This window comes from Anaerococcus faecalis, from assembly GCF_013371425.1.
Classification (GTDB): Bacteria; Bacillota; Clostridia; order Tissierellales; family Peptoniphilaceae; genus Anaerococcus; species Anaerococcus porci.
Window position 1 is genome coordinate 104028 of the sequence record NZ_JABVBA010000005.1, and the last position, 24454, is coordinate 128481.

The window sequence follows — 24454 nt, forward strand, 5'->3', positions numbered from 1 at the left end:
TTAATTTTGCAGGAGTCTTTTTTTATGATATTTTTTAAAAATCACTTATAATTATATAAAGGAGATTTTATGAAAATACTATTAGTTGAAGATGACAAGAAAATAGGAGAAGAGCTATCTTTCCAGCTTGAGCTTTTGGGCTATAAGACAAGTAGGGTGGAAAATTTTGAAAAAGTAATAGATGATTTTAATAAAAGTGATTTTAGCCTTGTTATTATGGATTTGAAATTACCTTATAAAAATGGATTTTACTGGACTTCTGAAATTAGAAAAGTATCCAAAGTTCCAATTATTTTTCTAACTTCTGCATCAGATGATATAAATTTAATATCTGCTATAAACTATGGAGCAGATGATTTTATTGCAAAGCCATTTTCTATGCAAGTCCTTCATTCTAAAATTATAGCAATTCTTAGAAGGTCTTTTGACTTTAATGATGTAGATGATTTAAAGTTAAAATATGAGAACTTAGTTCTTGATAGAGATAAGATGATTTTAGAAATTGATAGTAAAAGCATAGCTCTTTCTAAAAATGAATTTTTAATTATGGAAATATTACTTGAAAGTCCAAGAAAGATTGTAAGTCGAGAGAAGATTATGGATAAACTTTGGGCTACCGAATCTTTTATAGATGACAATACCTTAACTGTGAATATAAATAGGATAAGAAAAAAGATAAAAGCTCTTGGCTTAGATAATCTTATTCATACAAAAAAGGGAGTAGGTTATTATATAAAATGAAAAAGTTGAAAAATTTTTGTTCAGGAAATAAAGACTATATCATTTCTTTGATTGTATTTTCGCTTACATTTGGACTTATCTCTTTTGCCTTTTCACTTGATTGGTTGATTTTTCTTTATACTTTAGCCTTAGTTTCCTTTATTTTACTAATTTTATGTATTGTTAGATATGTAAAAGTTCAAAAATTGTTAGAAAACAGCGAATTTACCTATCTTAGAGATGATATATATGAAAAACATATAGGTGAAATTTTCAAAAAAAAAGATAAGGAACTTAAGGATATAGTACTTAAAAGCAAGATAAGACAAGATGATTTGGAAGGGCTTTTAACCATATGGACTCATCAGATTAAAACCCCTATATCAGCAATTTCACTTATTAGCCAAAGATACGATTGTATGGATATAGACTTAGAACTTATAAAGATTGATGATTATATTTCATCTCTACTTTCTTTTATAAAATCTAGGAGGGCAAGCCTTGATTATAATTTCAAGTCATTTTCTATTGAAAGCCTTATAAAAGATATAGCAAAAAGATATAGGAGTTTTTTTATAGAAAAAAGATTAAGTCTAAATCTTTGTATAGAAGATGAAATGATAGTATCAGATCCAAAGTGGCTTTCTTTTGTTATAGAGCAAATTTTATTTAATTCTATAAAATATACAGAAAAAGGCTTTATATCTATAAGATATAAGGAAAATGTCTTGGAAATTATCGACAGTGGTATTGGAATAAAGAAAGAGGATATAGAAAATATTAAAAAATTTGGATATTCTGGAGATACTTATAAAAGAGATGCAAACTCTACTGGTATAGGATTATTCTTGGTTGATGATATACTTGCTAAACTTGGATATTCATATTCTATTAAATCAGAGCCTAATAAAGGAACTGATTTTTCTATAAATTTGAAGAGAAATAAATTAATTCAAGATTAAACTTACATTTTGTAAGTTTAATTTTTTAAATTGTAATATTAGATTAGGGATTAATTTTCTGATTTGTACTAATATAGACTTACGGAGGATAGTATGAATATTTTAGAAATTAATAATTTAAGAAAAGTATATAATGAAGGGAAAATAGAAACAAAAGTGACAGCCTTAAAGGATATAAATTTTAAGGTAAAAAAGGGAGAGTTTGTAGCTATAATGGGAGAGTCTGGTTCTGGCAAGTCAACCCTACTTAACCTTATAGCAACTTTAGACAATCCTACAAGTGGTGAAATAATTTTAAATAATGAAGAGATAAAAAATAAAAATGACAAGGAAAAGGCGAGATTTCGTCGTGAAAAACTAGGATTTGTCTACCAAGACTTCTCCTTACTTAACTCTTTAAATATTAAAGATAATATATTTTTACCCTTAGTTTTAGAAAATACTAAGTATAAAGAAATGGAAGAAAAACTAAATCCTATAGCTAAGGCTTTAAAGATTGACAGTCTTCTTTATAAGTTTCCCTATGAGCTTTCAGGAGGGCAAAAACAAAGAGTAGCTGTTGCAAGAGCAATAATTACAAATCCAGAAATACTACTTGCAGATGAACCAACAGGTGCACTTGATTCAAATTCATCAATGGAACTTCTAAATATTTTTGAAAAGATAAATGAAACAGGTCAAACTATTTTGATGGTAACCCATTCAACCATGGCTGCAGCAAGAGCGTCTAGGGTTTTATTTATAAAAGATGGGAAAATATTTTATGATCTTTATAAGGGAGAAATGACTAATGAGCAAATGTATGAAAAACTTGTTAAAAGCCAAATGATAATACTTGCTGGAGGTGAGGGTCTTGAATAAGCTAAACTTTACCCTAGCTAAAAGGCAAATTTCTACAAACAAGTATTTGTACCTACCTTATATAATAGCATCATCCCTCATGCTTTTTATATTTAACCTTATAGTTGACTTAAAGACAGAAGACTTTATTTTAAATTCTAGGGGTGGAGCCTTTATTGAATCTATACTAGGATATGGTCAATTTGTAATTGCACTTTTTGCAGTATTATTTCTAATATATATGACAAATGCTGTTGTAAAAAGTCGTTATAAGGAATTGGGACTTTTATATGGACTAGGCATGGATAAAGGATCTTTAAGAGGAATTTTATTTATTCAAAATATAATCCTAGCTCTTCTTAGCCTTTTATCTGGAACATTTTTGTCCTTACTTTTATCACCCCTAATTATAAATTTGGTTGGGAGGTTATTAGGATATGGAAAAATAAATCTTAATTTTAATATAGATGCTATAAAATTGGGATTTATAGTATTTTCTCTTATATTTATCCTTATAACTATCATAAGTTTGAATTCTATAAGAAAGAAAAATCCATTAGAACTCTCTCAAATGGCAAAAAAGGGACAAGCTCAACCTAAGTTTTCAATGATAAGTTTTATTTTATCCATAATATTTTTAGCTTTATCCTATAAAATAGCTCTATCAATAGATGGGGCATTGGATGCTATACCAAAGTTCTTTCCTGCGATTATTCTTGCTATTTTTGGGACATTCTTATTCTTTAGGTCAGTTACAATTTGGATATTAAAACTACTTAGAAAAAACAAAAGAATTTATTATAAATCTACAAATATGACTTTTATAGGAGAACTTATAAAAAGAAGCAAAGAATCAGCTATGGCCCTTTCATCTATAAGCATAATAGCATCCATGCTTTTGATGAGCTTTATAGTAATGGTTGCTATGTTTATAGGAAAAAATAGTCTTTTAGATAGGATAAGTCCAAGAGATTTTGTAATATCCTATCAAAGTGAAGACTTAAAAGATAACATAGATAAGCTTATAAATCTAGAAAAGTCCGATTTTAATATAAAAGAAAAAAATGAGGGGATTGCAGATATAAGCTTACTTACAACAAATGAGATAGAAGATGAAAAATTAAAGTTAGTGGAAGATGATGAATTTAAAAATATTATGATGGATAAAAGCATAACAATAGTATCTCTTACTGACATAGATTCATTTAATAAGGCCAATAATACAAAAGAAAGCTTAAATGATGGAGAGGCCTTAGTTTATGATTCTAAAAACAAGACCTACCAAAGCTTATCCATAGATGGGGTAGATTTAAATGTTAGTAAAAACTTAAGGGAAATAGACTACATTTTAACAGATACAACCGCTACTCTTTTTCATAATCTTTTAGTTGTTGTAAAAGATAAAAGTGACTTTTTAAAAAAACTTGAAGAAAAAGGACCTGGGTATGATTTTGGTGAAAGGAGTATTCATTTAAAGTACTTTGATGTAGAAGAAAAAGATGTCCAAAAAATGGATGAATTTTCTAAGATAATGATTGATCATATATCAAAAAATCAAAATTTAAAAGGAAAGGTTGAATTTAAGAATGCCTACGAAGCAAGACTTGAATTCGACCAAATACACCAAGGAGCCTATATAACTGTAATACTTCTCTCTTTCATGTTCTTTGTATCTGCTATAGTTGTAATCTATTACAAACAAGTGGCAGAAGGAATCGATGATGGACGTAGTATAGGAATTCTTAAAAAAATCGGAATGAGTAATAGTGAGATTAGAAAATCAGTAGCCAAGCAAAATTATGTGACATTTTTTGCACCCCTAGTCCTTGCTATAATTCATATACTAGTTGCAAGTAAGCTAGCCTTTGGTATTCTACAATTATTTACTGTGTTAGATAAGTCCCTATTTATAAAAATTGAAGTTCTATGTATATTGATATTTGCTATAATATATTTTCTTATATTTAGGATAACTCTACCTATATATTTTGAAATTGGAAAGTTAAACAAGGAGTAAGCATGAGAGTATTAAAGAAAATTTTAAAACTTATATTTTGTATAAGCATAATAGGATTTATAGCAATAGGACTTGGACTTACAATTTGGACTAAATATCCTGAGTTTAAGGCAAGAAAAGAAATATCAGATCTTGACAAAAATGCTCGTAAAATTTCTGATATTAAAATAGGTGAAAAAGCAAAGATTATTGCCCTTGGAGAGGCAAGCCATGGAAATAAAGAGTTTCAAAAGCTTAAACTTGATGTATTTAAAAATCTGGTAGAAAATAATGATGTGAGAGCCTTTGCATTAGAGTGTGATTTTTCTGAGGGAATTCTTATAGACAAATATATAAAAAATCCAAATATTAAAGTAAATCCATTGGAATATTTTTCATTTTCTATATATAAGACTGAAGAAATGAAAAATCTAATAGAATGGATGAAAGAATATAACAAGATTCACAATGAGAAACTTTCCTTCTATGGTTTTGATATGCAAAATCCAGAGAAGCTTATACCAACCATAAAAGATTATGTGGGAAAAAATAGGATAGAATTTGCCCTAGATAAGCTAAAAGTCCTTGAAACTTATCCTATAAAAGTAAAAGATTCAAAAGTAAAAGACTTGATAGAAAATCTTAAAGTTCTTAAAGATAAGATAAAAGAAGAAAGCGATGATGATATAATTTTTAAGAAAGCGATAGACAATTTTCTTGAAGGATTTTCCTACTATAGCCTTGATGATAATTTTAAAGAATATGAAACAAGAGATAGGCTAATGGCAGAAAATGTAATCTGGATTAGTAAATTTGAAGATAATAGAAACTCAAAGCTTATGATAGCAGGGCACAATGGCCATATAGGAAAGACTTCAAATATTTACAAAATCATGGGTGACCACCTTAGTGAATTTTTTAAAGATAAGTACTTTACCATAGGTACAGACTTTTATAAGACAAGGGTTAATATAAGCTCAATGACAGATAAAAAAAGAGTTATCAAAAAATTTATATCAGCAGACCCAATAGCCCAAAAGGCAGAAAAATATGATGGGATTTTTTACCTAGATTTTAACAATCTTCAAAATGGGGCTACTAAGTCCATAGTAGAAAGTAAAATGAAAATGGGTTCTTTGGGCGAAGGATATTTTCCTATGATGAATGTAATTGCAAAAACTTATAGAATAGACCAAGTTCCAAAAGATTTGTATGATTCAATGATATTTATCTATGAAGCCAATCCTACTGAAATAATAAATTAGAAAAATTAATTTTATATATGTTTAGTTTATGCCGGATCTAATTTTAGTTTAGATCTGGTATTTTTTAATTTTCCTATAGTTTTTAATATTCTTAGATTTTGTTTCTAGATACTTTATGAATAAGAAACGATAAATGATAAGAAAAATCAGAATATCTCGTATATAATGATAATAGTTATTAATATCATAAATTAGGAGGTTAAGATGAACACATATAAAAAATTATTTGCCTATGTACCAGAGATAAAAAATAAGGCAATATTTGCTGTAATTTTTACAGCTATTTCTAATCTGACTTTATTTTTTGCTTATTATAAGATATGGACAATAATTAAAGTGATTTTTACTAAAAATTCAAGCGATGGACTTATCAAATATTCAAATCTTATTGTAATTCTTTTTATAGCTTATGGTCTTATATATTTTTTGGGGCTTTGGCAAAGTCATTTATTAGCCTTTAGGCTTGAAACAAGATTAAGAGAGAAAGGAGCAAAAAAACTTCTTAGGGCTAGCGAAAGTTTTTTTGATACACATAGCTCAGGTGAAGTTAGAAAAATTATAGACAATAATGTTGAAGGAACCCATATGGCAGTAGCACATCTTATTCCAGATCAAACAGCTGCTATTATTACTCCAATTTTAATGCTAATTTTAGTATTTAAGATTGATCTATTTTTAGGATTATTCTTTGTAGGAGTTGTTCTAGCTTCATTTTTTATAATGAAGGCTATGATGGGAGATAAAACTTTTATGGAAATCTATATGAAAAAATTAGATAAGCTTAATGCTGGAGCTGTAGAATATGTAAGATTTATTCCAGTAGTTAAAATTTTCAATGCTCCTCTTAAGGGAATTAAAAGCTTATATGAATCAATAATAGATTATAGGGATATCGTATATGAATATTCAATGTCTTGTAGGATACCTTTTGTAACTTTCCAATGGTTATTAAACATATTTATTGTAAGTCCGATTTTTCTTGCGATTTTCATGGTGAAAAATGGATCTGATCCTTATCTATGGTCAGCAAAGATTTTGTTTTTTACGCTTTTTACAGGTATGTTTTTTGCCAATATGATGAAGATTATGTACGTATCAACTTATCATTTTCAAGCAAATTCTGCGGTTGATAACCTAGAAAGATTATTTGAAGAGATGCAATCAAAGAAAGTTATTTTTGGAGAAGCAAAGAAAATAGATAAGGCGGATATTGTTTTTGAAAAGGTAGATTTCTCTTATGATGATGAAAAAAATATCTTAGAAGATTTTTCTGTAAAATTTCAAGAAGGTAAGTCTTATGCTCTTGTGGGAAGTTCGGGTTCTGGAAAGTCAACTATAGCAAGGCTTATTTCAGGTTCTTATCCACTTGATAAGGGAAAGATTCTTCTAGATGGTCGTGATATAAAATCCTATGACAAGGATTTTCTGATGGATAACATTGGAATGGTTTTTCAAAATCCAAAGCTTTTTAAGGGGATTTCAATTTATGATAATGTTGCCCTTGCTAAAGAAAATTCAGAGAAAAAAGAAGTAATAGAAGCACTTAAAAAAGCACGTTGTTTTGAGTTTATAGATAAGTTTGAAAAGGGAGTTGATACAGTAATAGGAGATGCTGGAGTGAATCTTTCTGGTGGAGAAATTCAAAGAATTTCTATTGCAAGAATATTTCTGAAAAATCCTAGAATTCTTATCTTAGATGAGGCATCGGCTGCGGCAGATCCCGAAAATGAACATGAATTACAAATTGCTTTCAAAGAATTAATGAAAAATAGGACAACTATTATGATTGCCCATAGACTTTCATCTATTAGGGGAGTAGACGAAATATTTCTTATAGATGATGGAAAGATAAAAGAAAAAGGAAATCACAAAGACCTTATGGCAAAAGATGGATCTTATAAGTATTTTGTAGATCTTTATGATAAAGCTAATGAGTGGAGGATTTGATATGAAAAATTACTTGATAAATAAATATTCCATAACAGAAAAGGGAGCAAGTGGCTTATGCAAAGCTATATTTTTTTCAACACTTAAAAGTTTATCCTTTATGACTCCTATAATTTTAATGATGTATGCAATACAAGGTCTTATGGGGCTTGGAAAATTTGATTTTAAAATTTGTCTTATAGGATTTTTACTAATAGCCTTACTAATGGTCTTTATTCTTAATAGGGACTATATTACAACCTACAATGAAACCTACAAAGAATCAGCTAATCTTAGAATAGAGATAGCTGACAGGATAAAAGATCTTCCACTTTCATTTTATACAAAAACAAATCTTACAGATCTTTCTCAAACTATAATGAAGGATGTGGAAACAATTGAACATGCGCTAAGTCATGCTCTCCCAGGTTACTATGGTTTTTTAATAAGCTTTTTAATTATCTCTATACTTTTACTTATAGGAAGTCCAATTCTAGGGATTTCTATTATAATACCTACTGCTTTAAGCATAGGAGCGGGTTTCCTATCAGCTAAAAATCAAAGTAAGGCAACAAGTACTTATTACAAAAAGCAAAGAAGATCGTCTGAACTTTTTCAAGAGATAATAGACCTTCAAAAAGAAATAAGAGAATATAAACTAAGAGATAAAAAAGAAAAAGAAATTTTAAATTTTATAAAAGTTTTGGAAAAAGAGCACATAAAATCAGAGCTTGGTCAAGTTATACCTATAGCAATAGCAACTTCAATTTCAAACCTATCTTTGGGACTTGTCATGTTTTTTGGTCTAAGAGAATTAATAAGTGGAAATATAAATGTTTTATATTTAGCAGGCTATCTTTTTGCAGCTGCAAGGATTATAGATAGTGTAACAGCTTTTAATCAATATTTTGGTGAAATTATGTATATAAACCCAGCAGTTGAAAAGATTAGAAGTCTAAAAGATTTTCCAATAATAGAAGGAGAAGAAACTAATTTTAAAAATTTTGATATAGAAGGTGAAAATGTAGAATTTTCTTATCTAAAGGATAAAAAAGTTATAGATAATATTTCATTTAAGGCAAGGGAAGGCGAAAGTACAGCCCTTGTGGGACCATCTGGTTGTGGTAAGACCACTCTTTTAAGACTTATGGCAAAGTTATATGACTATGATAAAGGTTCTATAAAAATAGATAAAAAAGATATTAAAACAAGTAGAACTGAGGATTTATTTTCCCATATCTCCATGGTATTTCAAGATGTTCTTCTTATAGATGGAACAGTAATGGATAATATTAGGATAGGAAAAATGGATGCAAGTGATGAGGAAGTTCTTAAAGCAGGAAGGCTTGCTTCTTGTGATGATTTTGTAAATAAATTAAAAGATGGCTACAATACTAAAATTGGAGAAAATGGCTCTAAGCTTTCTGGAGGAGAAAGACAAAGAATTTCTATTGCAAGAGCATTTTTAAAGGATGCTGATATTATTCTTCTAGATGAAATTGCAGCAAATCTTGACGTAGAAAATGAAAAATATATCCAAGATTCTCTCAATAAATTAAGCAAGGATAAAACTCTAGTAATAATATCTCACAGAATGAAATCAATTCAAAATGTAGATCAAATAATAGTAATGAAAGATGGAAGGATAGAAAAATCGGGTAAACATGAAGAACTTTTAAAAGAAAGTTCAGCTTATAAGAAAATGATAGAATCATCAAGACTTTCTGAAGAGTTTGTCTATTAAAATAAAGAAAGGATAAGTATATGAATAAATTTTCAGTAAGAGACTTAGTAAACGCAGGAGTATTTTCTCTTTTGGTATTAGTAGCTTCATGGTGTGGAGGTATGATTGGCTTTATCCCTCAAACTATGCCTTTTGTACCCTTTGCCTGTGGAATATTAGGAGGAATAGTATTTATGCTTTATTCAACAAAGATAGATAAGTTTGGTATGATTCTAATAATGGGAATACTATTTGGAATAGCCTTTTCTCTATCAGGTCATGGAGCAATAGTTTTTCCTGGTATAGTTATAATTTCACTACTTGCAGAATGGATTCTTAAAAAAGGAAATTATAAATCAATTAAATATGCAAGATTATCTTTTGCAACTTTTATGCTTTTTGGAGGAGTAAATATCTTACCTATGTATTATGCAAGGCAATCTTATATTGAAAAATTAATCTCTCAAGGTTATGGTGAGGAATATGTAAAAACTTTATTTGCAGTTATGCCAAATTGGTCATTCATACCAGTAACTCTTCTTGGAATTGTTGGTGGATTTATTGGTTGCACTATAGGAATAAAGCTACTTAATAAACATTTCAAAAAAGCAGGAATGGCTTAAAATGAGATTTGATTTTAGGTCAAAACTTTTTATGACTCTTGTTGTAGGCTTTATTGCGACAGAAGGGACGCTTTCTGAAAGATATGGATTTATTGGGCTTTCTTTAGCCCTTTTTCCATTTTTTTTATCACTTTTTGATAAAAATTATTCTTTTTTTATAAGGGGAGTGATTTTTTATAGTCTTGTTGCGATTTATCCTATACTTTTAAGAAATTTTAAAGACAATATATTAATAGTTTTGATAGGAATTTATGTAATGATAGGAATTAAGATTATGCCAATTGTTATGATGACTTATTATTCAATTACTACAACTAAAATGAGCGATTTAGTAAAAAGCCTACAAAAAATGAAGGTTCCAGATCCTATAATTATCCCTATTTCTGTAATGTTTAGGTTTTTTTATTCTATTAGAGAAGATAAGAAAACTATAAAAGAGGCTATGTATATGCATGGGATTACTATGAGAAATTTCTTTAAAGATCCAGGGAAATTTCTCGAATATAAGTTTGTACCACTTCTTATGATAACATCACAAACTGCAGATAATGTAGCAATTTCTGCAATGACTAGAGGTATGAAAATAGGTTATCCTAGAACATCTATTTCAAAAACAAGGATAAAGTTAGAAGATTTTTTTCTAATAAGCTTTGGTATTTTTCTTTTAGCCTTATATATAGGAGTAAAATATGTTGGAATTTAAAGATTTTTCCCTTTATTTTAAGGACCAAGATGAAAAAGAAATAAAAATCTTAGATAGGATAAACCTAGCCTTTAAAAAGGGAACTATAAATGTCATAACAGGAAAGTCAGGCTCAGGTAAGTCTACACTTATAAGTTTAATTAATGGAATAATTCCTGAAATTAACAAGGCCAATATAAGTGGGGATATACTGTTTGAAGGAAATAGTCTTTTAGATAAAAATATAAGCGATAGAAGTCTTTTTATATCAACAGTTTTTCAAAATCCTAAAAATCAATTTTATGCGGTAAACTCCTTGGATGAGATAGCTTTTGGACTAGAAAATAGAAATATTTCTAAAGATGGAATATATAAAAAAATAAACCATTTTACTAAACTTCTTCAAACAGAAAATCTTCTTGATAGGGATCTTATGAAATTATCAGGAGGAGAAAAACAACTCGTAGCAATTACTTCTGTATCTGTAATGGACAATGAGATTTATATATTTGATGAACCGAGCGCATCCCTTGATAAGGAATCTATAATAAGGCTTAAATCAGCTATCAATCAGCTTAAAAATCTTGGAAAAATCATAATAATAGCCGAACACAGACTTTACTACTTAAAAGATATCTTAGATAAGCTTTATATAATAAAAAATAAAAAAGTTATTGGCTTTGATGCCTTAAAAATTAATGATGATATAATAAAAGAAAACAAACTTAGATCTATTAATCTTATAGAAAAAAATAATTTAAGACATAAAAGTTATGAAGTTAAAAATCTTTTTGATAAGACTTATGACAAAAATAAAAGTCTTAAATTTTTAAACTTTAAATGTAGGTATAAGAAAAGAACTATATTTAACTTTAACCTCTCCCTAGATCAAGGCATATATTTTATTATAGGAGAAAATGGTGTAGGTAAAAGCTCATTTATTAGAAATGTTTGCAATCTTAACAAAAAACAAAAAGGAGATTTCTTTATAAATGATGATAAGATATCTTTTCCTCCAGCTTATATAAGTCTTATTATGCAAGATGTAAATTACCAACTTTTTACAGAATCAGTTCTAAGTGAAATGCAAATTGTAGAAGTCGATGAGAGAAAAATTGATAGAATATTAAAAATGGTTGAACTTTTTGATAAAAAGAATTCCCATCCACAAAGTTTATCAGGGGGAGAAAAGCAAAGACTTGCCTTAGGCTTAGCTTTTGTAAGTTCTAAAAAAATAGTAATAATGGATGAGCCAACAAGTGGACTTTGCTATCCTTCTATGGAAAAACTTGTAAAAATCATAAAAAAAATGAAAAAAGATGGCAAAACTGTAATAATAGTAAGCCACGACTACGAATTTATCTCTATGGCAAATGAAAATATATTGGAGTTTGTAAATGACATATAATAGGCTAAAATCTTGGGGATTTAGGGAAGTTAAAACTGATAATCCTAAGATAATTAATTATGAAGGGCTAGAAAATAAAGAAAATAAAATGACAAGCTATGAAATCTTTCCTGGTGTCTTTATAATGTATATCAATCTTAATAAAAAATATCAGGCAAAAGCATCGAACTCTCCAGGAAATACTGGTTTTAGGATAGGATTTTGTGCTGAAGGAAACTACTTTACTTATATTAATTATGCCAAAATCCTAATTACCACAAACGAAATTTTTTTAGGAAAGGCAATTCCAAAATCTAAGATGTCCTATACATCAAGTCACAATACTAGGGCCTTTAATATAATCATAGTAGATAAAAAAATAGAAAAGAAAGATTTTTCCTATCCATTTATAAAATCATTCTTAGATAGCATTAAAAATATTAAGGATATAGGAAGGGTAATTGATGATAAGACATTAGTATCCTTAGCAAAAGAGCTTGTACAAGTATTAGAGTCTTGTGATTTTAATCTTATTAGTTTAAAGAGCCTAGAGTTAATTTATAGGATATCACTCCTTAATTCAAATTCTTTTAAGGATACATATTACCAATCTGATTCCTTTTTCTATATAGAAAAAATTGAAGCCTATATGAGAGAAAATTTAGAAAAAAATATAAGTCTTGACTATATTTGTGAGAAATTCAAAATATCAAAATCAAGCCTAACCCATAAGTTTATGGGAAAATATCAATATACACCTATGAAATACCTATCTAAGCTTAGGCTAATAAGAGCAGAGGATTTGCTTATAAATACAGATAAGTCAATCACAGAGATTTCTCTTGAAGTATCTTTTACTAATGCTTCAAATTTTACTAGAGCTTTTAAAGCTTTCACAGGACGGAGTCCTAGTGAATATAGGAAAAAGAATAAAATATAATAAATAAAAATAAGCTGTTGCAATAACACTTTATTTCAACAGCTATTTTGCATTACAAATGTCTTAAATTATTATAGACCAAAAATCTCCTTACCAAGTTTGGTTTCTTTTGGGTCTAGCTTGTCAAAGACGATTTTTTTGACATCCATCTGATATTTGGTGTCTTTCCACAAAATTGCACCCACAAAGTCACCATCTTTTTTAAATAACTTGTAGATATTTTCTCCATTTTCTTTTTTAACCTCTTCTATTCCTTCACCCTTATTAAAGCCTGCTGAAAATACTTTAATATTTCCTATCATAAGTTGAGAAAATGGCTTTGGAGTTTCATATGTTTTGCTATCGCCTGCCATATTAGCTCCTGCTATTTGTCCCATCTCCATAGAAGCAGTCCAAAGACCAATTGTTGTATCCGCTAATTGAACACAATCTCCTGCTGCATATACATTCTCATTACTTGTTTTAAGAGTTGCATCTACCTTTATCCCACGTTCAACTTCAAGGCCGCTTTCTTTTGCAAGATCAAGATTATTTCTAACGCCTGCTTGTATTATTACAGTATTTGCTTTTATTTCTTCTCCATCATCAAGTTTAATTCCACAAAGTTTTCCATTATCTTCTAAGATTTCAATAGTATTTTTACCGGTTTTTGTAGCGATTCCAGCCTTATTAAGTTCTACTTCGAGTTTTTCGGATAATTCATTATCAAGCTGCTTTGCAAGTATATGGTCAAAGCTTTCTACTACAAGAACTTCACATTCTGCCTTTTTGATAGAGTAAGCTGCTTCAAGACCTAAAAGTCCACCACCTATAACTACGACTCTTTTATTTTTCTCTATATGGTTTCTAAATTTATTAAGATCTTCTATACTTCTTATTGCAAACACTCCATTTATGTCGACATTTTTAATGGCTGGAATAAAGGGATGGCTTCCAGTAGCAATAAGAGCCTTGCCATATCCTAGTTCTTTTCCATCTTCAAGTATGGCCTTCTTATTTTCAAGATCAAGTTTTTCTACCCTTGTATTAAATATTTCTTTTATATGATTTTTATCATACCAATCACATTTTTTAACATATATATCTTCTTCATTAAAATCTTTACAGATAAGTTCAGATAATCTGGTTCTCCAATAAGTATGTTGACTTGCCTCAGAGATTATTACAATTGAGGCTTCATTATCTTTTTTTCTAATTGCCTCAGCTGCTTTTAGTCCCGCTATACCATTTCCTACAATCAAATAATCGTACATAAAATCTCCTTTATAATTACAATAAAATCTTTTGTTATTATTTTACCCAAAATCTTTCTATATATAATTTTATCAGAAGTTGGGTAAATAATAAAACAAGGATATTTTAAGGTTCTCTAAGAATTTCAAAAATATACAATTAATTATAAAGATTTAAAATAGGAGGATTTATGATTTACGACATAACAGTTAAAGACAACAAGGGAAAAGACGTAAAACTTGAAAAATACAAGGGAAAGGTTCTTTTAATAGTAAATACTGCTACAAAATGTGGCTTCACTCCACAATATCAAGGGCTTGAAGATCTTTATGAAGAATATAAGGAACAAGGCTTTGAAATTCTAGATTTCCCATGTAACCAATTTGGCCACCAAGCACCAGAAGATGATGAGGGAATTGATAATTTTTGTAGCTTAAACTTCGGTACAAGCTTTGATAGATTTCAAAAAATTGATGTAAATGGAGAAAATGAATCTCCACTTTATACTTTTCTTAAAAAAGAAGAAGGTGGAATTTTATCTGATAAGATTAAGTGGAATTTTACTAAATTCTTGGTAGACAGGAATGGAAATGTTGTAGATAGGTTTTCTCCAAATACTAAGCCCGAAAAATTAAAAAAAGATATAGAAAGTTTATTGTAATGGATGATTATGTAAAACTTAGTCTTAATGCAATTAAAAATTATCTAGAAAATAAGACCTATTTAAGAGAATTTAATGATTATTTTAAAAATATGTCTAATGGAATTGTAGTTAAAATTGAAAATGGGGGAAGGTTAAAGGGGATATCTGGCTCTATTTTTCCTAGCAAAGAAAATATGGGACTTGATATAGTATACGAATCTATAAATGCAGGTTTTTTTGACCTAAGTTTTAATCCAATAACAAAAAACAATATTAAAAATCTTGATATTACTATATATGAGTTCTATGATGTTGAAAGATTACCCTTTATAGAAGACTTTGATGATTATGATGGGGTAATGATAAATTTCATGGATAAAAATCATTATGTTTTTAGAAAAGATTTTGATTCTGACTTAGATATGCTAAAGGAAGCTATTAAGAAGGCCAATGTAGATAGCTGGGACAATTTTTCTATAGATAAGTTTAAGGTAAATATCCACAAGTAAATATTAAATATTAAGGAACTATTGTAAAATTATGAATTTCTAACGTTTTATCATTACAAGTTACCCATAGACAATTTGAGGATATCCTAGACTCATGGAGGCTAATTGTCGTGGAGGAGCTTTTAATAATCTTGAAATTATTAATTCATTCTACAATAGTTCTTTTTTATCTAAAGATATTGATTATTATTATCGTTTGATTTATAATTATATTGACTAAATACTTAAAAAATAATTTGAATTTAAAATACTAAAAGGAGTCAATATGAACTTAAATCAATTAGAACCTGGAGAAAGTGCAAGAATTCTAGGCTTTTCAGATAATTTTTCTATGAAAAGAAGGTTACAAGATTTGGGATTTGTTAGGGGAATTGATATAAAATGTCTTTTTAAGTCTCCTATGAAAGACCCAAAGGCCTATCTTATTATGAAAACAATTATAGCTATTAGAAATAAAGATGCTATGGGAGTTTTAATAAAAAAAGAGGATAAGCTATGAAAAAAACAATAGCTCTTGCTGGAAATCCTAATGTTGGAAAGTCGACAGTTTTTAATGCCCTAACAGGACTTAAACAACATACGGGGAATTGGCCTGGCAAAACTGTTGAGTGTGCTAAGGGGAGGGTTAAGTTTAAGGATAAGAATAAGGACATTCAATTGGTTGATTTACCAGGTTGCTACTCTCTTTTGGCTCACTCGGAGGAAGAAGAGATTGCAAGGGATTTTATCTGCTTTGAAAATCCAGATGCAGTTGTAGTTGTATGCGATGGTACTGTTTTGAAAAGAAATTTGAATTTACTTCTTCAAATAATAGAAACTGGAAAAAAGGTTATTTTATGTGTAAATCTTTTAGATGAAGCTAAGAAGAAAAATATAGAAGTAAACTTAGAGGTCCTATCAAAAATGCTATCCATACCTGTAATAGGAACAGCAGCAAGAAGTGGGAAAGGTCTTTCCAATATAGAAAAAGCCTTAGATAGTCTTGAATCTAATCCTTATAATCCAATACAAATTACCTATCCTAGACTTATGGAAGATGAGATAAAAAAGATAGCTAAAGTATTGGATAAGTATTATAAGGATAAGATTAATAGCAGATGGTATGCTATAAGGCTACTTGAAGATAATCCTTCCATACTTTCATCTAGCAAGAAGTATTTTGGAGAAAATCCTTTAGATAAAAAAGAAATTAAAGAACAATTATATGAATCAAGAAAAAAACTAGAAGCAAATGATATCGATAAAAAAAGAATTGAAGATATTATTTCTATAAGTTTTGTAGCTAAAAGTCAGTATATATGTTCGAAGGCTGTACTTTATAAAAATCCTAATTATGAAAAAAGAGATAGGATTTTAGATAGGATATTTACAAGTAAGTATACGGGAATGTTAATAATGTTTTTACTCCTTTTGGGAGTATTTTGGATTACTATTGTAGGATCAAATGTACCAAGTGATATGCTAAATGAGCTATTGTTTGGTTTTGAAGATAAAATTTTAGATTTTGTGAAGGCGATAGGAGTATCTGAAGCTATCTACTCACCTTTAATATTTGGTATATATAGGGTTGTTGCATGGGTTATATCAGTAATGTTACCACCTATGGCAATATTTTTCCCATTATTTACTCTTTTAGAAGACTTTGGCTACCTTCCAAGAGTTGCCTTTAATTTGGATAAGTCTTTTCAAAAATGTAATGCCTGTGGTAAACAAGCTCTTACAATGTGTATGGGCTTTGGATGTAATGCTGCGGGGGTTACCGGATGTAAGATAATAGATTCACCAAGAGAAAGGTTAATAGCTATTATTACAAATAACTTTGTACCATGTAATGGTAGATTCCCTACTATTATATCAACTATATCAATGTTTCTTGTAATTGGAGTAGGAAATAAGTTTACAAGAAGCTTTTTATCGGCTGCGATTCTTGCCTTTGTTATTACTTTGGGAGTGTTTATGACCTTTGTGTCATCTAAACTTTTATCTAAAACTGTCTTAAAGGGAGTTCCCTCATCCTTTACCCTTGAACTTCCACCATATAGGATGCCACAAATAGGAACTGTAATAGTAAGATCAATCTTTGATAGGACGCTTTTTGTCTTGGGAAGAGCTATAATTATTGCAGCACCTGCAGGAATAATAATTTGGGTTTTTGCAAATATTTCCATATTTGGAGATAGTATTTTAAATCATTTTGTAGGATTTTTAAATCCTTTGGGATTTTTGATGGGACTTGATGGAGTTATCCTTGCAGCCTTTATTCTAGGATTTCCTGCAAATGAAATAGTTGTACCAATTATGATAATGACCTATATGGCAAAGGGGGCTCTTCTTGACATATCAGATCCTGAGATACTAAGGGGACTATTAATTGATAATGGATGGACTCTTATTACTGCTATTAATATGATTATTTTTTGTCTTATGCACTGGCCATGTGGCACAACAGTTTTGACAATTTACAAAGAAACAAAATCAATTAAATGGACAGTCCTATCTTTTATTTTGCCAACAGTATTTGGGATTTTAATCTGTATAGGATTTACGAGCTTAGCAAGAATTCTTGTGTTTTTATTTTAGTTTTAGAAGCTCCACTTTTAGTGGGCTTCTTTTTGGACTTTAATCAATATAAACTTTATAATTGATATATAAGTAGAAAGGGGATAATATGTATATAATTTTAGCTATAATGTCGGCAGTTTTTGCAGCTCTTACATCAATTCTTGCAAAAATTGGTATAGATGGAGTAAATTCAAACCTTGCAACTGCCATTAGGACTTTTGTAGTCTTATTAATGAGTTGGGGTATGGTTTTTATAACAAATTCATTTTCAGGAATACACAATATAGGAAGAAAATCTTGGATATTTTTAATACTTTCAGGTCTTGCAACAGGAGCAAGTTGGCTTTGCTATTATGCAGCCCTAAAATATGGGGATGCATCAAAAGTTGTTCCTATAGATAAGATGAGTGTGGTTTTGACCTTAATCCTTGCCTTCGTATTTTTGGGAGAGGACTTTACTATAAAATCTCTTATAGGGTGTATACTTATAGGTGCAGGAACTTTGATTATGGTTATATAGATTTATATTATTATAAGTCATAGAAATATCCAATTAAAAAGTCAAATAAAATTTTTGGTTTAAATACTAATAAATTTTACAATAAATTCTAAATATAGAAAAAATATAAGCTTAAAGATTCGTTTGACAAAATCTCTAAAATCTAGTAAATTAATCAATAGATAATAAGGCTATTAAAAGAAGAGTAGTAGAATAGGATAACTTACAGAGAAGACCAGCAAGGTGAGAGTGGTCAGTTTAGTTTTCTATGAAGATCATCTTTTATGCCTAATAGATGAAAAAAGTAGTTTATTACGTAAGATAGGCGTTAGCTTCATGCTCAATTTTTGGGTGGACCGTCCCTTTTGGGGGCGTTTTTTTATTATTTTATAGAAGGAGTAATATGACAAGTTTTAAATCACTAGATACAAAAAATATAAAACAAAGAGAACTAGATTTATCTAAGTATTGGTCTGATATAGACTTATTAGATAAGACTTTTACAACAAGAGAAGATGCTGATGAATATATAATATATGATGGACCTCCAACAGCCAATGGCAAGCCAGGTATCCATCATGTTATAGCTAGGACCTTGAAGGATATGACTTCAAGATATAAAAACATGCAAGGCTATAAGGTACTTAAAAAAGCAGGATGGGATACACATGGACTTCCTGTAGAAATAGAAGTGGAAAAAGAATTGGGCTTTACAGAAAAAGATCAAATAGAAGAATATGGGGTTGAGAAATTTAATCAAAAATGTAAGGACTCCGTATTTAAATATTCTGATATGTGGAGAGATATGTCAGATAGGATGGCTTTCTTATATGACATGGATAACCCATATATAACTTTAGACAATGACTATATAGAAACTGAATGGTGGCTATTAAATCAAGCTTTCAAAAAAGGACTTATCTATGAGGGGGCTAAGGTTATGCCATACTGTCCAAGATGTGGTACTGGTCTTGCAAGTCACGAAGTTGCCCAAGGCTACCAAATGGATAAGGCAATAACACTTATCTGTAAGTTTAAGAGAAAAGATAGGGAGAATGAATATTTCCTAGCATGGACAACAACACCATGGACACTTCCATCAAATGTTGCCCTCACTGTTCATCCAGAACTTGACTATGTAAAAGTAGATGATAAGACAGATGGTGCTTACTATTATCTTGCAAAATCTCTAGTTGAAAAAGTTATGGGAGATCATGAGTATGAAATAGTAGAACATATGAAAGGAAAGGATTTAGAATATGTAGAATATGAACAATTACTTCCATATGTAAAGGTTGAAGGTAAGGCATTTTACTTAACTTGTGCTAACTATGTATCAGCAGAAGATGGTACAGGAATAGTTCATACAGCACCAGCCTTTGGTGAAGATGACTACCAATTAGGCAGAAAGTATAAGCTACCATTTGTCCAACCAGTAGATCTTGAGGGATGTTTTACTGAAACTCCTTGGAAAGGAAGATTTATCTTCGATACAAATGAAGAAATATTTTTACACCTTAGAGATGAAGGAAAAGTATTCAAAAAACAAATAATTGAACACAACTACCCTCACTGCTGGAGATGTAAAACACCACTTGTTTATTATGCTAAGCCATCTTGGTATATAGAAATGAGTAAACTTTCTGAAAAAATGGTAGAAAATAATAATGGTGTAAATTGGTTTCCACAAACTATAGGTGATAAGAGATTTGGAAACTGGTTAGAAAATGTAAAAGACTGGGCAATTTCAAGGTCAAGATATTGGGGAACTCCACTTAACCTTTGGAGATGCGATGATTGTAGTCACATAGAATCAATAGGTTCAAGAAAAGAATTAGTTGAGAAGGCAAATGAAAATATAAGTGAGGATATAGAACTTCACAGACCATATGTTGATGATGTAACTCTTACTTGTCCTAAATGTGGAAAAACAATGCACAGGGTTCCAGACGTTATAGATGTTTGGTTTGACTCTGGAGCCATGCCATTTGCTCAAGTACACTTTCCATTTGAAAACAAGGATAACTTTGATGAACTTTATCCTGCAGACTTTATTTGTGAAGGAATAGATCAAACAAGGGGTTGGTTCTACTCACTTATGGCTATATCAACAATCATAACAGGAAAGGCACCTTATAAAAATGTACTTGTTAATGACCTTGTAGTTGATAAAAATGGTCAAAAGATGTCAAAATCAAAGGGAAATACCTTAAATCCATTTGAACTTTTCGATAAGTATGGGGCAGATGCAGTAAGATTTTATTCTTTATATGTATCACCTGCTTGGGTACCTACTAAATTTGACGAAAAAGGTCTTATAGAGGTTAAAAACAACTTCTTTAGGACGATAGAAAATGTATATAACTTCTTTGTTTTATATGCCAATACTGACCATATAGATCTTGATGATATAAAGTCATTTGAAAATGTAAAACTTGAAGAGATAGATAAATGGCTATACTCAAGGCTTAATTCCCTTCTTAAAAACTACTATAAGTCAATGGATGAGTTTGACTACAATAAGGTAGTACACTTAGTAAATGACTTTGTTGTAGAAGACTTATCAAATTGGTATATAAGAAGAAACAGAAAGAGATTTTGGAACCAAGATTTAACAGAATCTAAAAAGGCTGTATACAAAACTTGCTATGACGCTCTAATTCTTATAGCTAAAATGACAGCACCTATAGCTCCATTTATAGCTGAAGAAATTTTCAGGAACTTAACAGAAAAGATGTCAGTACACGTTGAAATACTTGATAAGGTCAATGAGTCACTTATAGATGAAAAACTTGAAGAGAAAATGGACCTTGTAAGAAAGATAGTTACTCTAGGTCGTGCCTCAAGAGAAAAAGAGAGCATAAAAGTACGTCAACCACTTGAAAAAATAGTGGTAGATGGATCATATGAAGAAGTAATATCTAATTTAACAGGGCTAATCAAAGAAGAACTTAATATTAAGAAAGTAGAATTTGCCAAAGATTTATCAGAATTTATGGACTTTTACCTAAAGCCAAACTTTAGAAAAGTAGGAAAAATATTTGGTAAAAATGTAGGAGCTTTTGGGAAATACCTTCAAGATGTTGATGCCAAAGATTTTGTAAGGAAAGTTGAAGAAAACCCACAAGAAGTTGAGATAAATGGAGAAAAATATATTGTAGACAAAGAATACCTCGACGTAAGAATCCAAGCAAAGGAGGGATTCGATGTTGAGATGGATGGAAATGTCTTTGTAGTACTTGATACAGAAATTACAGAAAATCTTAAAAAAGAAGGATATGCAAGAGAATTTGTATCTAAAATCCAAAACTTAAGAAAAGATAGTGGCTATGAAGTTACAGATAGGATAGAAATATTCTTTGAGACGGATGAAGACTTAACAAAAGCTCTTAAAGAATATGAAAAAGAAATCAAAAAAGAAACTTTAGCTGATTCAATGCAAGCTAAAGAATTATCAAGCGAAGAATTTGAGTTAAATGATAAAAAGGCAAAGATTGAACTTGAAAGAAAATAATAGATTGGGGGAGCAAGGATTCTTGCTTCCTTTTTATTTTAAGGAGATAATATGAAAATTAGACTCATGAATATGGTGAAAATTTATGATAAAAATACCAAGAAGGTCCTAGTCCTTGATAAAAAGAAAAAGGAAGGCCGGGAAGGTCTTACCTTTCCTGGTGGAAAGGTAGAAAAAAGAGAAAGTTTTGAGGACTCTGTTATAAGAGAGGCCAAAGAGGAGACAAATTTAGATATTAAAAATCCAGAACTTGTTGGAATAATTACTTGGGCTTATACAAATAAAGATGGGGAATTTCAAAAAGATGTGGGACTATTATACGAAACACCTGATTTTTCAGGGAATCTAGTAAAAGAAAATAGGGAGGGACTACTTTCTTGGATAGACTATGAAGACTTTAAGAAGATGGATAATATGAGCGATTCCATGCCTGAGATATTAAAAATTTATGACAGAAAGATAAGAGAGGTCTATTGGGATGTAGACAAAGAAGATATATTGTACTACTAGACTATATTAACAATTATTTTAGAAATATTTTTAAATTTCCAAATATATTTTGTGAAAAAAATTGCAAATATGTTATACTTGTCTTATAAAACAAGGAGGGAATATGAAGATTAAAAATATAGGTAAATCACTTTTACTTGCACTTTCACTTTCTTTACTTGCATCATCATGTTCAAATGATACTGCTGTTAAAGAAAAAGAAGGCTCTGCTACAACTTCAACTAGCGAAGGAGTATTTGAAGCAAGTGAAAAAGGATATGGTGGAGATGTTACAGCAAAGGTTAAAATTACAGATGGAGTAATAGAATCTGTTGATTTTAATGCGGATAAAGAAACAGACACTATTGGTCAAAAAGCAATAGAAAGTTTATCAAAAGAGATAGTAGATCGCCAATCAACTCAAATTGAAACAGTATCTGGTGCTACAATATCATCAACAGCTTTTTTAAAGGCGGTAAACGAAGCCCTTAAAAAGGGAGGGATTAATCCAGAAGATTTAAAGGCAAAAGAAGCCAAAAAAGAAAAAATAGATCTTAACCAAAAGGCGGATATAGTTGTAATAGGTGCTGGTGGAGCAGGGCTTACTTCAGCAATCTCAGCTGCCCAAGAGGGAAAATCTGTCATAGTTGTAGAAAAGGCGGCAAATGCTGGTGGAAATACAAATAGGGCGACAGGCGGAATGAATGCATCTGAGACAAAATTTCAAAAAGAAGCAGGTATCAATGATTCAAACGAAGATTTCTTTGAAGATACAATGAAGGGTGGACATAACATCAATAATCCTGACCTTGTTAGAGTATTAGTTGATAACTCTTCAGATTCAATTAATTGGTTAGATGAGCTTGGAGCAAGATTATCTGATGTAGGAGTTGCAGGCGGAGCCAAAAATCCACGTCAACATAGACCAGTAGATGAAAATGGCAAGATACTTTCAGTTGGACCATACATAGTAGAAAAATTACTAAAAAAATGTGAAGAACTTAATGTACCAGTAATTTATAACGCAAGAGTAGAAAAAATAAAGCAAGAAGATGGTAAAATTGCAGGTGTAACTGCAAGCACTGACCAAGGAGAACTAAATGTAGATTCAAAAGCGGTTATAGTTGCAAGTGGTGGTTTTGGTGGTTCAAACGATATGGTTAAAAAATATAGGCCAGACTTAGATGGTTATGTATCAACAAATGCTCCAACAATTGAAGGAGATGCTATAAAGTTTTTAGAAAAACTAAATGCAGGATTTGTAGACATGGATCAAATCCAAACTCACCCAACAGTAGTTCAAAAAGATGGCTCTTTAATCTCAGAATCCCTAAGAGGAGATGGTGCTATTCTTCTAAACAAAGAAGGGACTAGATTTACTGATGAGATGGGAACAAGAGATGCTGTATCAAGTGCTATAAATGAGCAAACTGACAAAACTGCGTGGCTTGTAGTAGACCAAAAAATGTACGATGAATCAAATGTAATAAAAGGCTATGCTGATAGAAATTTACTTACAAAAGTTGAAGATGTGAAAGCTTTAGCTGACTTTATTGGAACTGATGAAAAAAATGTAAAAGAAAGTCTTGAAAAATGGTCAAATTCTGTGGATAATAAGGAAGATGGAGAATTTAATAGAAAAAACCTAGATAAAATAAAATCAAACCTTAAAGAAGGCCCATACTATGTAGGACCAATAGGACCTGGAATCCACCACACAATGGGAGGAGTAATGATAGACACAAAGGCCCAAGTTCTAGATAAAGACAATCAAGTTATAGAAGGTCTATACGCTGCAGGAGAAGTGACAGGAGGAGTACACGGAGGAAATAGACTCGGTGGAAACGCAGTATCAGATATTATAACATTTGGAAGAATAGCAGGAAAAGAAGCGGCAGGATTTGTTGGAAAGTAAAAAAGAAGGCGGACTATGATTTTATA

The 24454-nt window shown here is 30.2% G+C and carries 20 protein-coding genes; 19 read left to right on the forward strand and 1 reads right to left on the reverse strand.

Annotated features, from left to right (window positions below; genetic code table 11):
- Positions 1–69 precede the first annotated feature (69 nt).
- From HV819_RS06130 to HV819_RS06180, 11 genes are all read left to right on the forward strand, one after another.
- Positions 70–741, forward strand: a complete 672-nt coding sequence (locus HV819_RS06130) for a response regulator transcription factor (protein ID WP_154540124.1) — start codon at positions 70–72, stop codon at positions 739–741.
- Complete coding sequence (locus tag HV819_RS06135; protein ID WP_154540126.1) at positions 738–1682, forward strand: sensor histidine kinase; 945 nt, start codon at positions 738–740, stop codon at positions 1680–1682. Before HV819_RS06130 ends, HV819_RS06135 begins: the two co-directional genes overlap by 4 nt.
- A gap of 93 nt (positions 1683–1775) precedes the next feature.
- Positions 1776–2543: an ABC transporter ATP-binding protein gene (locus tag HV819_RS06140; protein ID WP_154540128.1), complete on the forward strand. Its 768-nt coding sequence runs from the start codon at positions 1776–1778 to the stop codon at positions 2541–2543.
- Entirely contained in the window at positions 2527–4539 is a 2013-nt protein-coding gene (locus HV819_RS06145) for an FtsX-like permease family protein (protein ID WP_326831240.1), read from the forward strand. Before HV819_RS06140 ends, HV819_RS06145 begins: the two co-directional genes overlap by 17 nt.
- Positions 4540–4541: 2 nt before the next feature.
- The gene (locus HV819_RS06150) at positions 4542–5783 is read left to right on the forward strand and encodes an erythromycin esterase family protein (RefSeq protein ID WP_154540132.1); all 1242 of its coding nucleotides are present in this window, start codon (positions 4542–4544) and stop codon (positions 5781–5783) included.
- 204 nt (positions 5784–5987) lie between these two features.
- Positions 5988–7730 (forward strand): ABC transporter ATP-binding protein, encoded by a 1743-nt coding sequence (locus HV819_RS06155; RefSeq protein WP_154540134.1) that lies wholly within the window; start codon positions 5988–5990, stop codon positions 7728–7730.
- A gap of 1 nt (position 7731) precedes the next feature.
- Positions 7732–9453 (forward strand): ABC transporter ATP-binding protein, encoded by a 1722-nt coding sequence (locus HV819_RS06160; RefSeq protein ID WP_176269750.1) that lies wholly within the window; start codon positions 7732–7734, stop codon positions 9451–9453.
- Positions 9454–9473: 20 nt separating this feature from the next.
- Positions 9474–10055 carry an MptD family putative ECF transporter S component gene (locus HV819_RS06165; RefSeq protein WP_154540138.1) on the forward strand — a complete coding sequence of 194 codons (582 nt, stop codon included), beginning with the start codon at positions 9474–9476 and terminating at the stop codon, positions 10053–10055.
- 1 nt (position 10056) lies between these two features.
- A complete protein-coding gene (locus HV819_RS06170; RefSeq protein WP_154540140.1) occupies positions 10057–10758 on the forward strand; it encodes an energy-coupling factor transporter transmembrane component T in 702 nt (233 codons plus the stop codon).
- Complete coding sequence (locus HV819_RS06175; RefSeq protein WP_154540142.1) at positions 10745–12145, forward strand: ATP-binding cassette domain-containing protein; 1401 nt, start codon at positions 10745–10747, stop codon at positions 12143–12145. The genes HV819_RS06170 and HV819_RS06175 overlap by 14 nt, the downstream gene beginning before the upstream one ends.
- A complete protein-coding gene (locus tag HV819_RS06180) occupies positions 12135–13064 on the forward strand; it encodes a helix-turn-helix domain-containing protein (RefSeq protein ID WP_176269751.1) in 930 nt (309 codons plus the stop codon). The genes HV819_RS06175 and HV819_RS06180 overlap by 11 nt, the downstream gene beginning before the upstream one ends.
- A 71-nt stretch (positions 13065–13135) precedes the next feature.
- Here the strand turns inward: HV819_RS06180 and HV819_RS06185 are convergent, their stop codons facing one another.
- Positions 13136–14317 (reverse strand): NAD(P)/FAD-dependent oxidoreductase, encoded by a 1182-nt coding sequence (locus tag HV819_RS06185; RefSeq protein WP_176269752.1) that lies wholly within the window; start codon positions 14315–14317, stop codon positions 13136–13138.
- Between the two features lie 170 nt (positions 14318–14487).
- On the opposite strand from HV819_RS06185, the gene HV819_RS06190 reads away from it, so the two are divergent.
- The 8 genes from HV819_RS06190 (at position 14488) to HV819_RS06225 (ending at position 24428) form a co-directional block, all read left to right on the forward strand.
- Positions 14488–14958 (forward strand): glutathione peroxidase, encoded by a 471-nt coding sequence (locus tag HV819_RS06190; RefSeq protein WP_154540150.1) that lies wholly within the window; start codon positions 14488–14490, stop codon positions 14956–14958.
- Positions 14958–15449: an AMMECR1 domain-containing protein gene (locus tag HV819_RS06195; RefSeq protein WP_176269753.1), complete on the forward strand. Its 492-nt coding sequence runs from the start codon at positions 14958–14960 to the stop codon at positions 15447–15449. Before HV819_RS06190 ends, HV819_RS06195 begins: the two co-directional genes overlap by 1 nt.
- A gap of 265 nt (positions 15450–15714) precedes the next feature.
- A complete protein-coding gene (locus tag HV819_RS06200; protein WP_176269754.1) occupies positions 15715–15948 on the forward strand; it encodes a FeoA family protein in 234 nt (77 codons plus the stop codon).
- On the forward strand, positions 15945–18029 hold the full coding sequence (gene feoB / locus HV819_RS06205) for a ferrous iron transport protein B (protein ID WP_176269755.1): 2085 nt from the start codon (positions 15945–15947) through the stop codon (positions 18027–18029). Before HV819_RS06200 ends, feoB begins: the two co-directional genes overlap by 4 nt.
- Before the next feature lie 88 nt (positions 18030–18117).
- Positions 18118–18531, forward strand: coding sequence for an EamA family transporter (locus HV819_RS06210; protein ID WP_154540158.1), 414 nt, complete (start codon positions 18118–18120; stop codon positions 18529–18531).
- A gap of 382 nt (positions 18532–18913) precedes the next feature.
- Positions 18914–22024 (forward strand): isoleucine--tRNA ligase, encoded by a 3111-nt coding sequence (gene ileS / locus HV819_RS06215; RefSeq protein ID WP_154540160.1) that lies wholly within the window; start codon positions 18914–18916, stop codon positions 22022–22024.
- A gap of 51 nt (positions 22025–22075) precedes the next feature.
- Entirely contained in the window at positions 22076–22534 is a 459-nt protein-coding gene (locus tag HV819_RS06220) for an NUDIX domain-containing protein (RefSeq protein WP_154540162.1), read from the forward strand.
- 103 nt (positions 22535–22637) lie between these two features.
- The gene (locus tag HV819_RS06225) at positions 22638–24428 is read left to right on the forward strand and encodes a flavocytochrome c (RefSeq protein WP_176269756.1); all 1791 of its coding nucleotides are present in this window, start codon (positions 22638–22640) and stop codon (positions 24426–24428) included.
- The last annotated feature ends 26 nt before the right edge of the window (positions 24429–24454 follow it).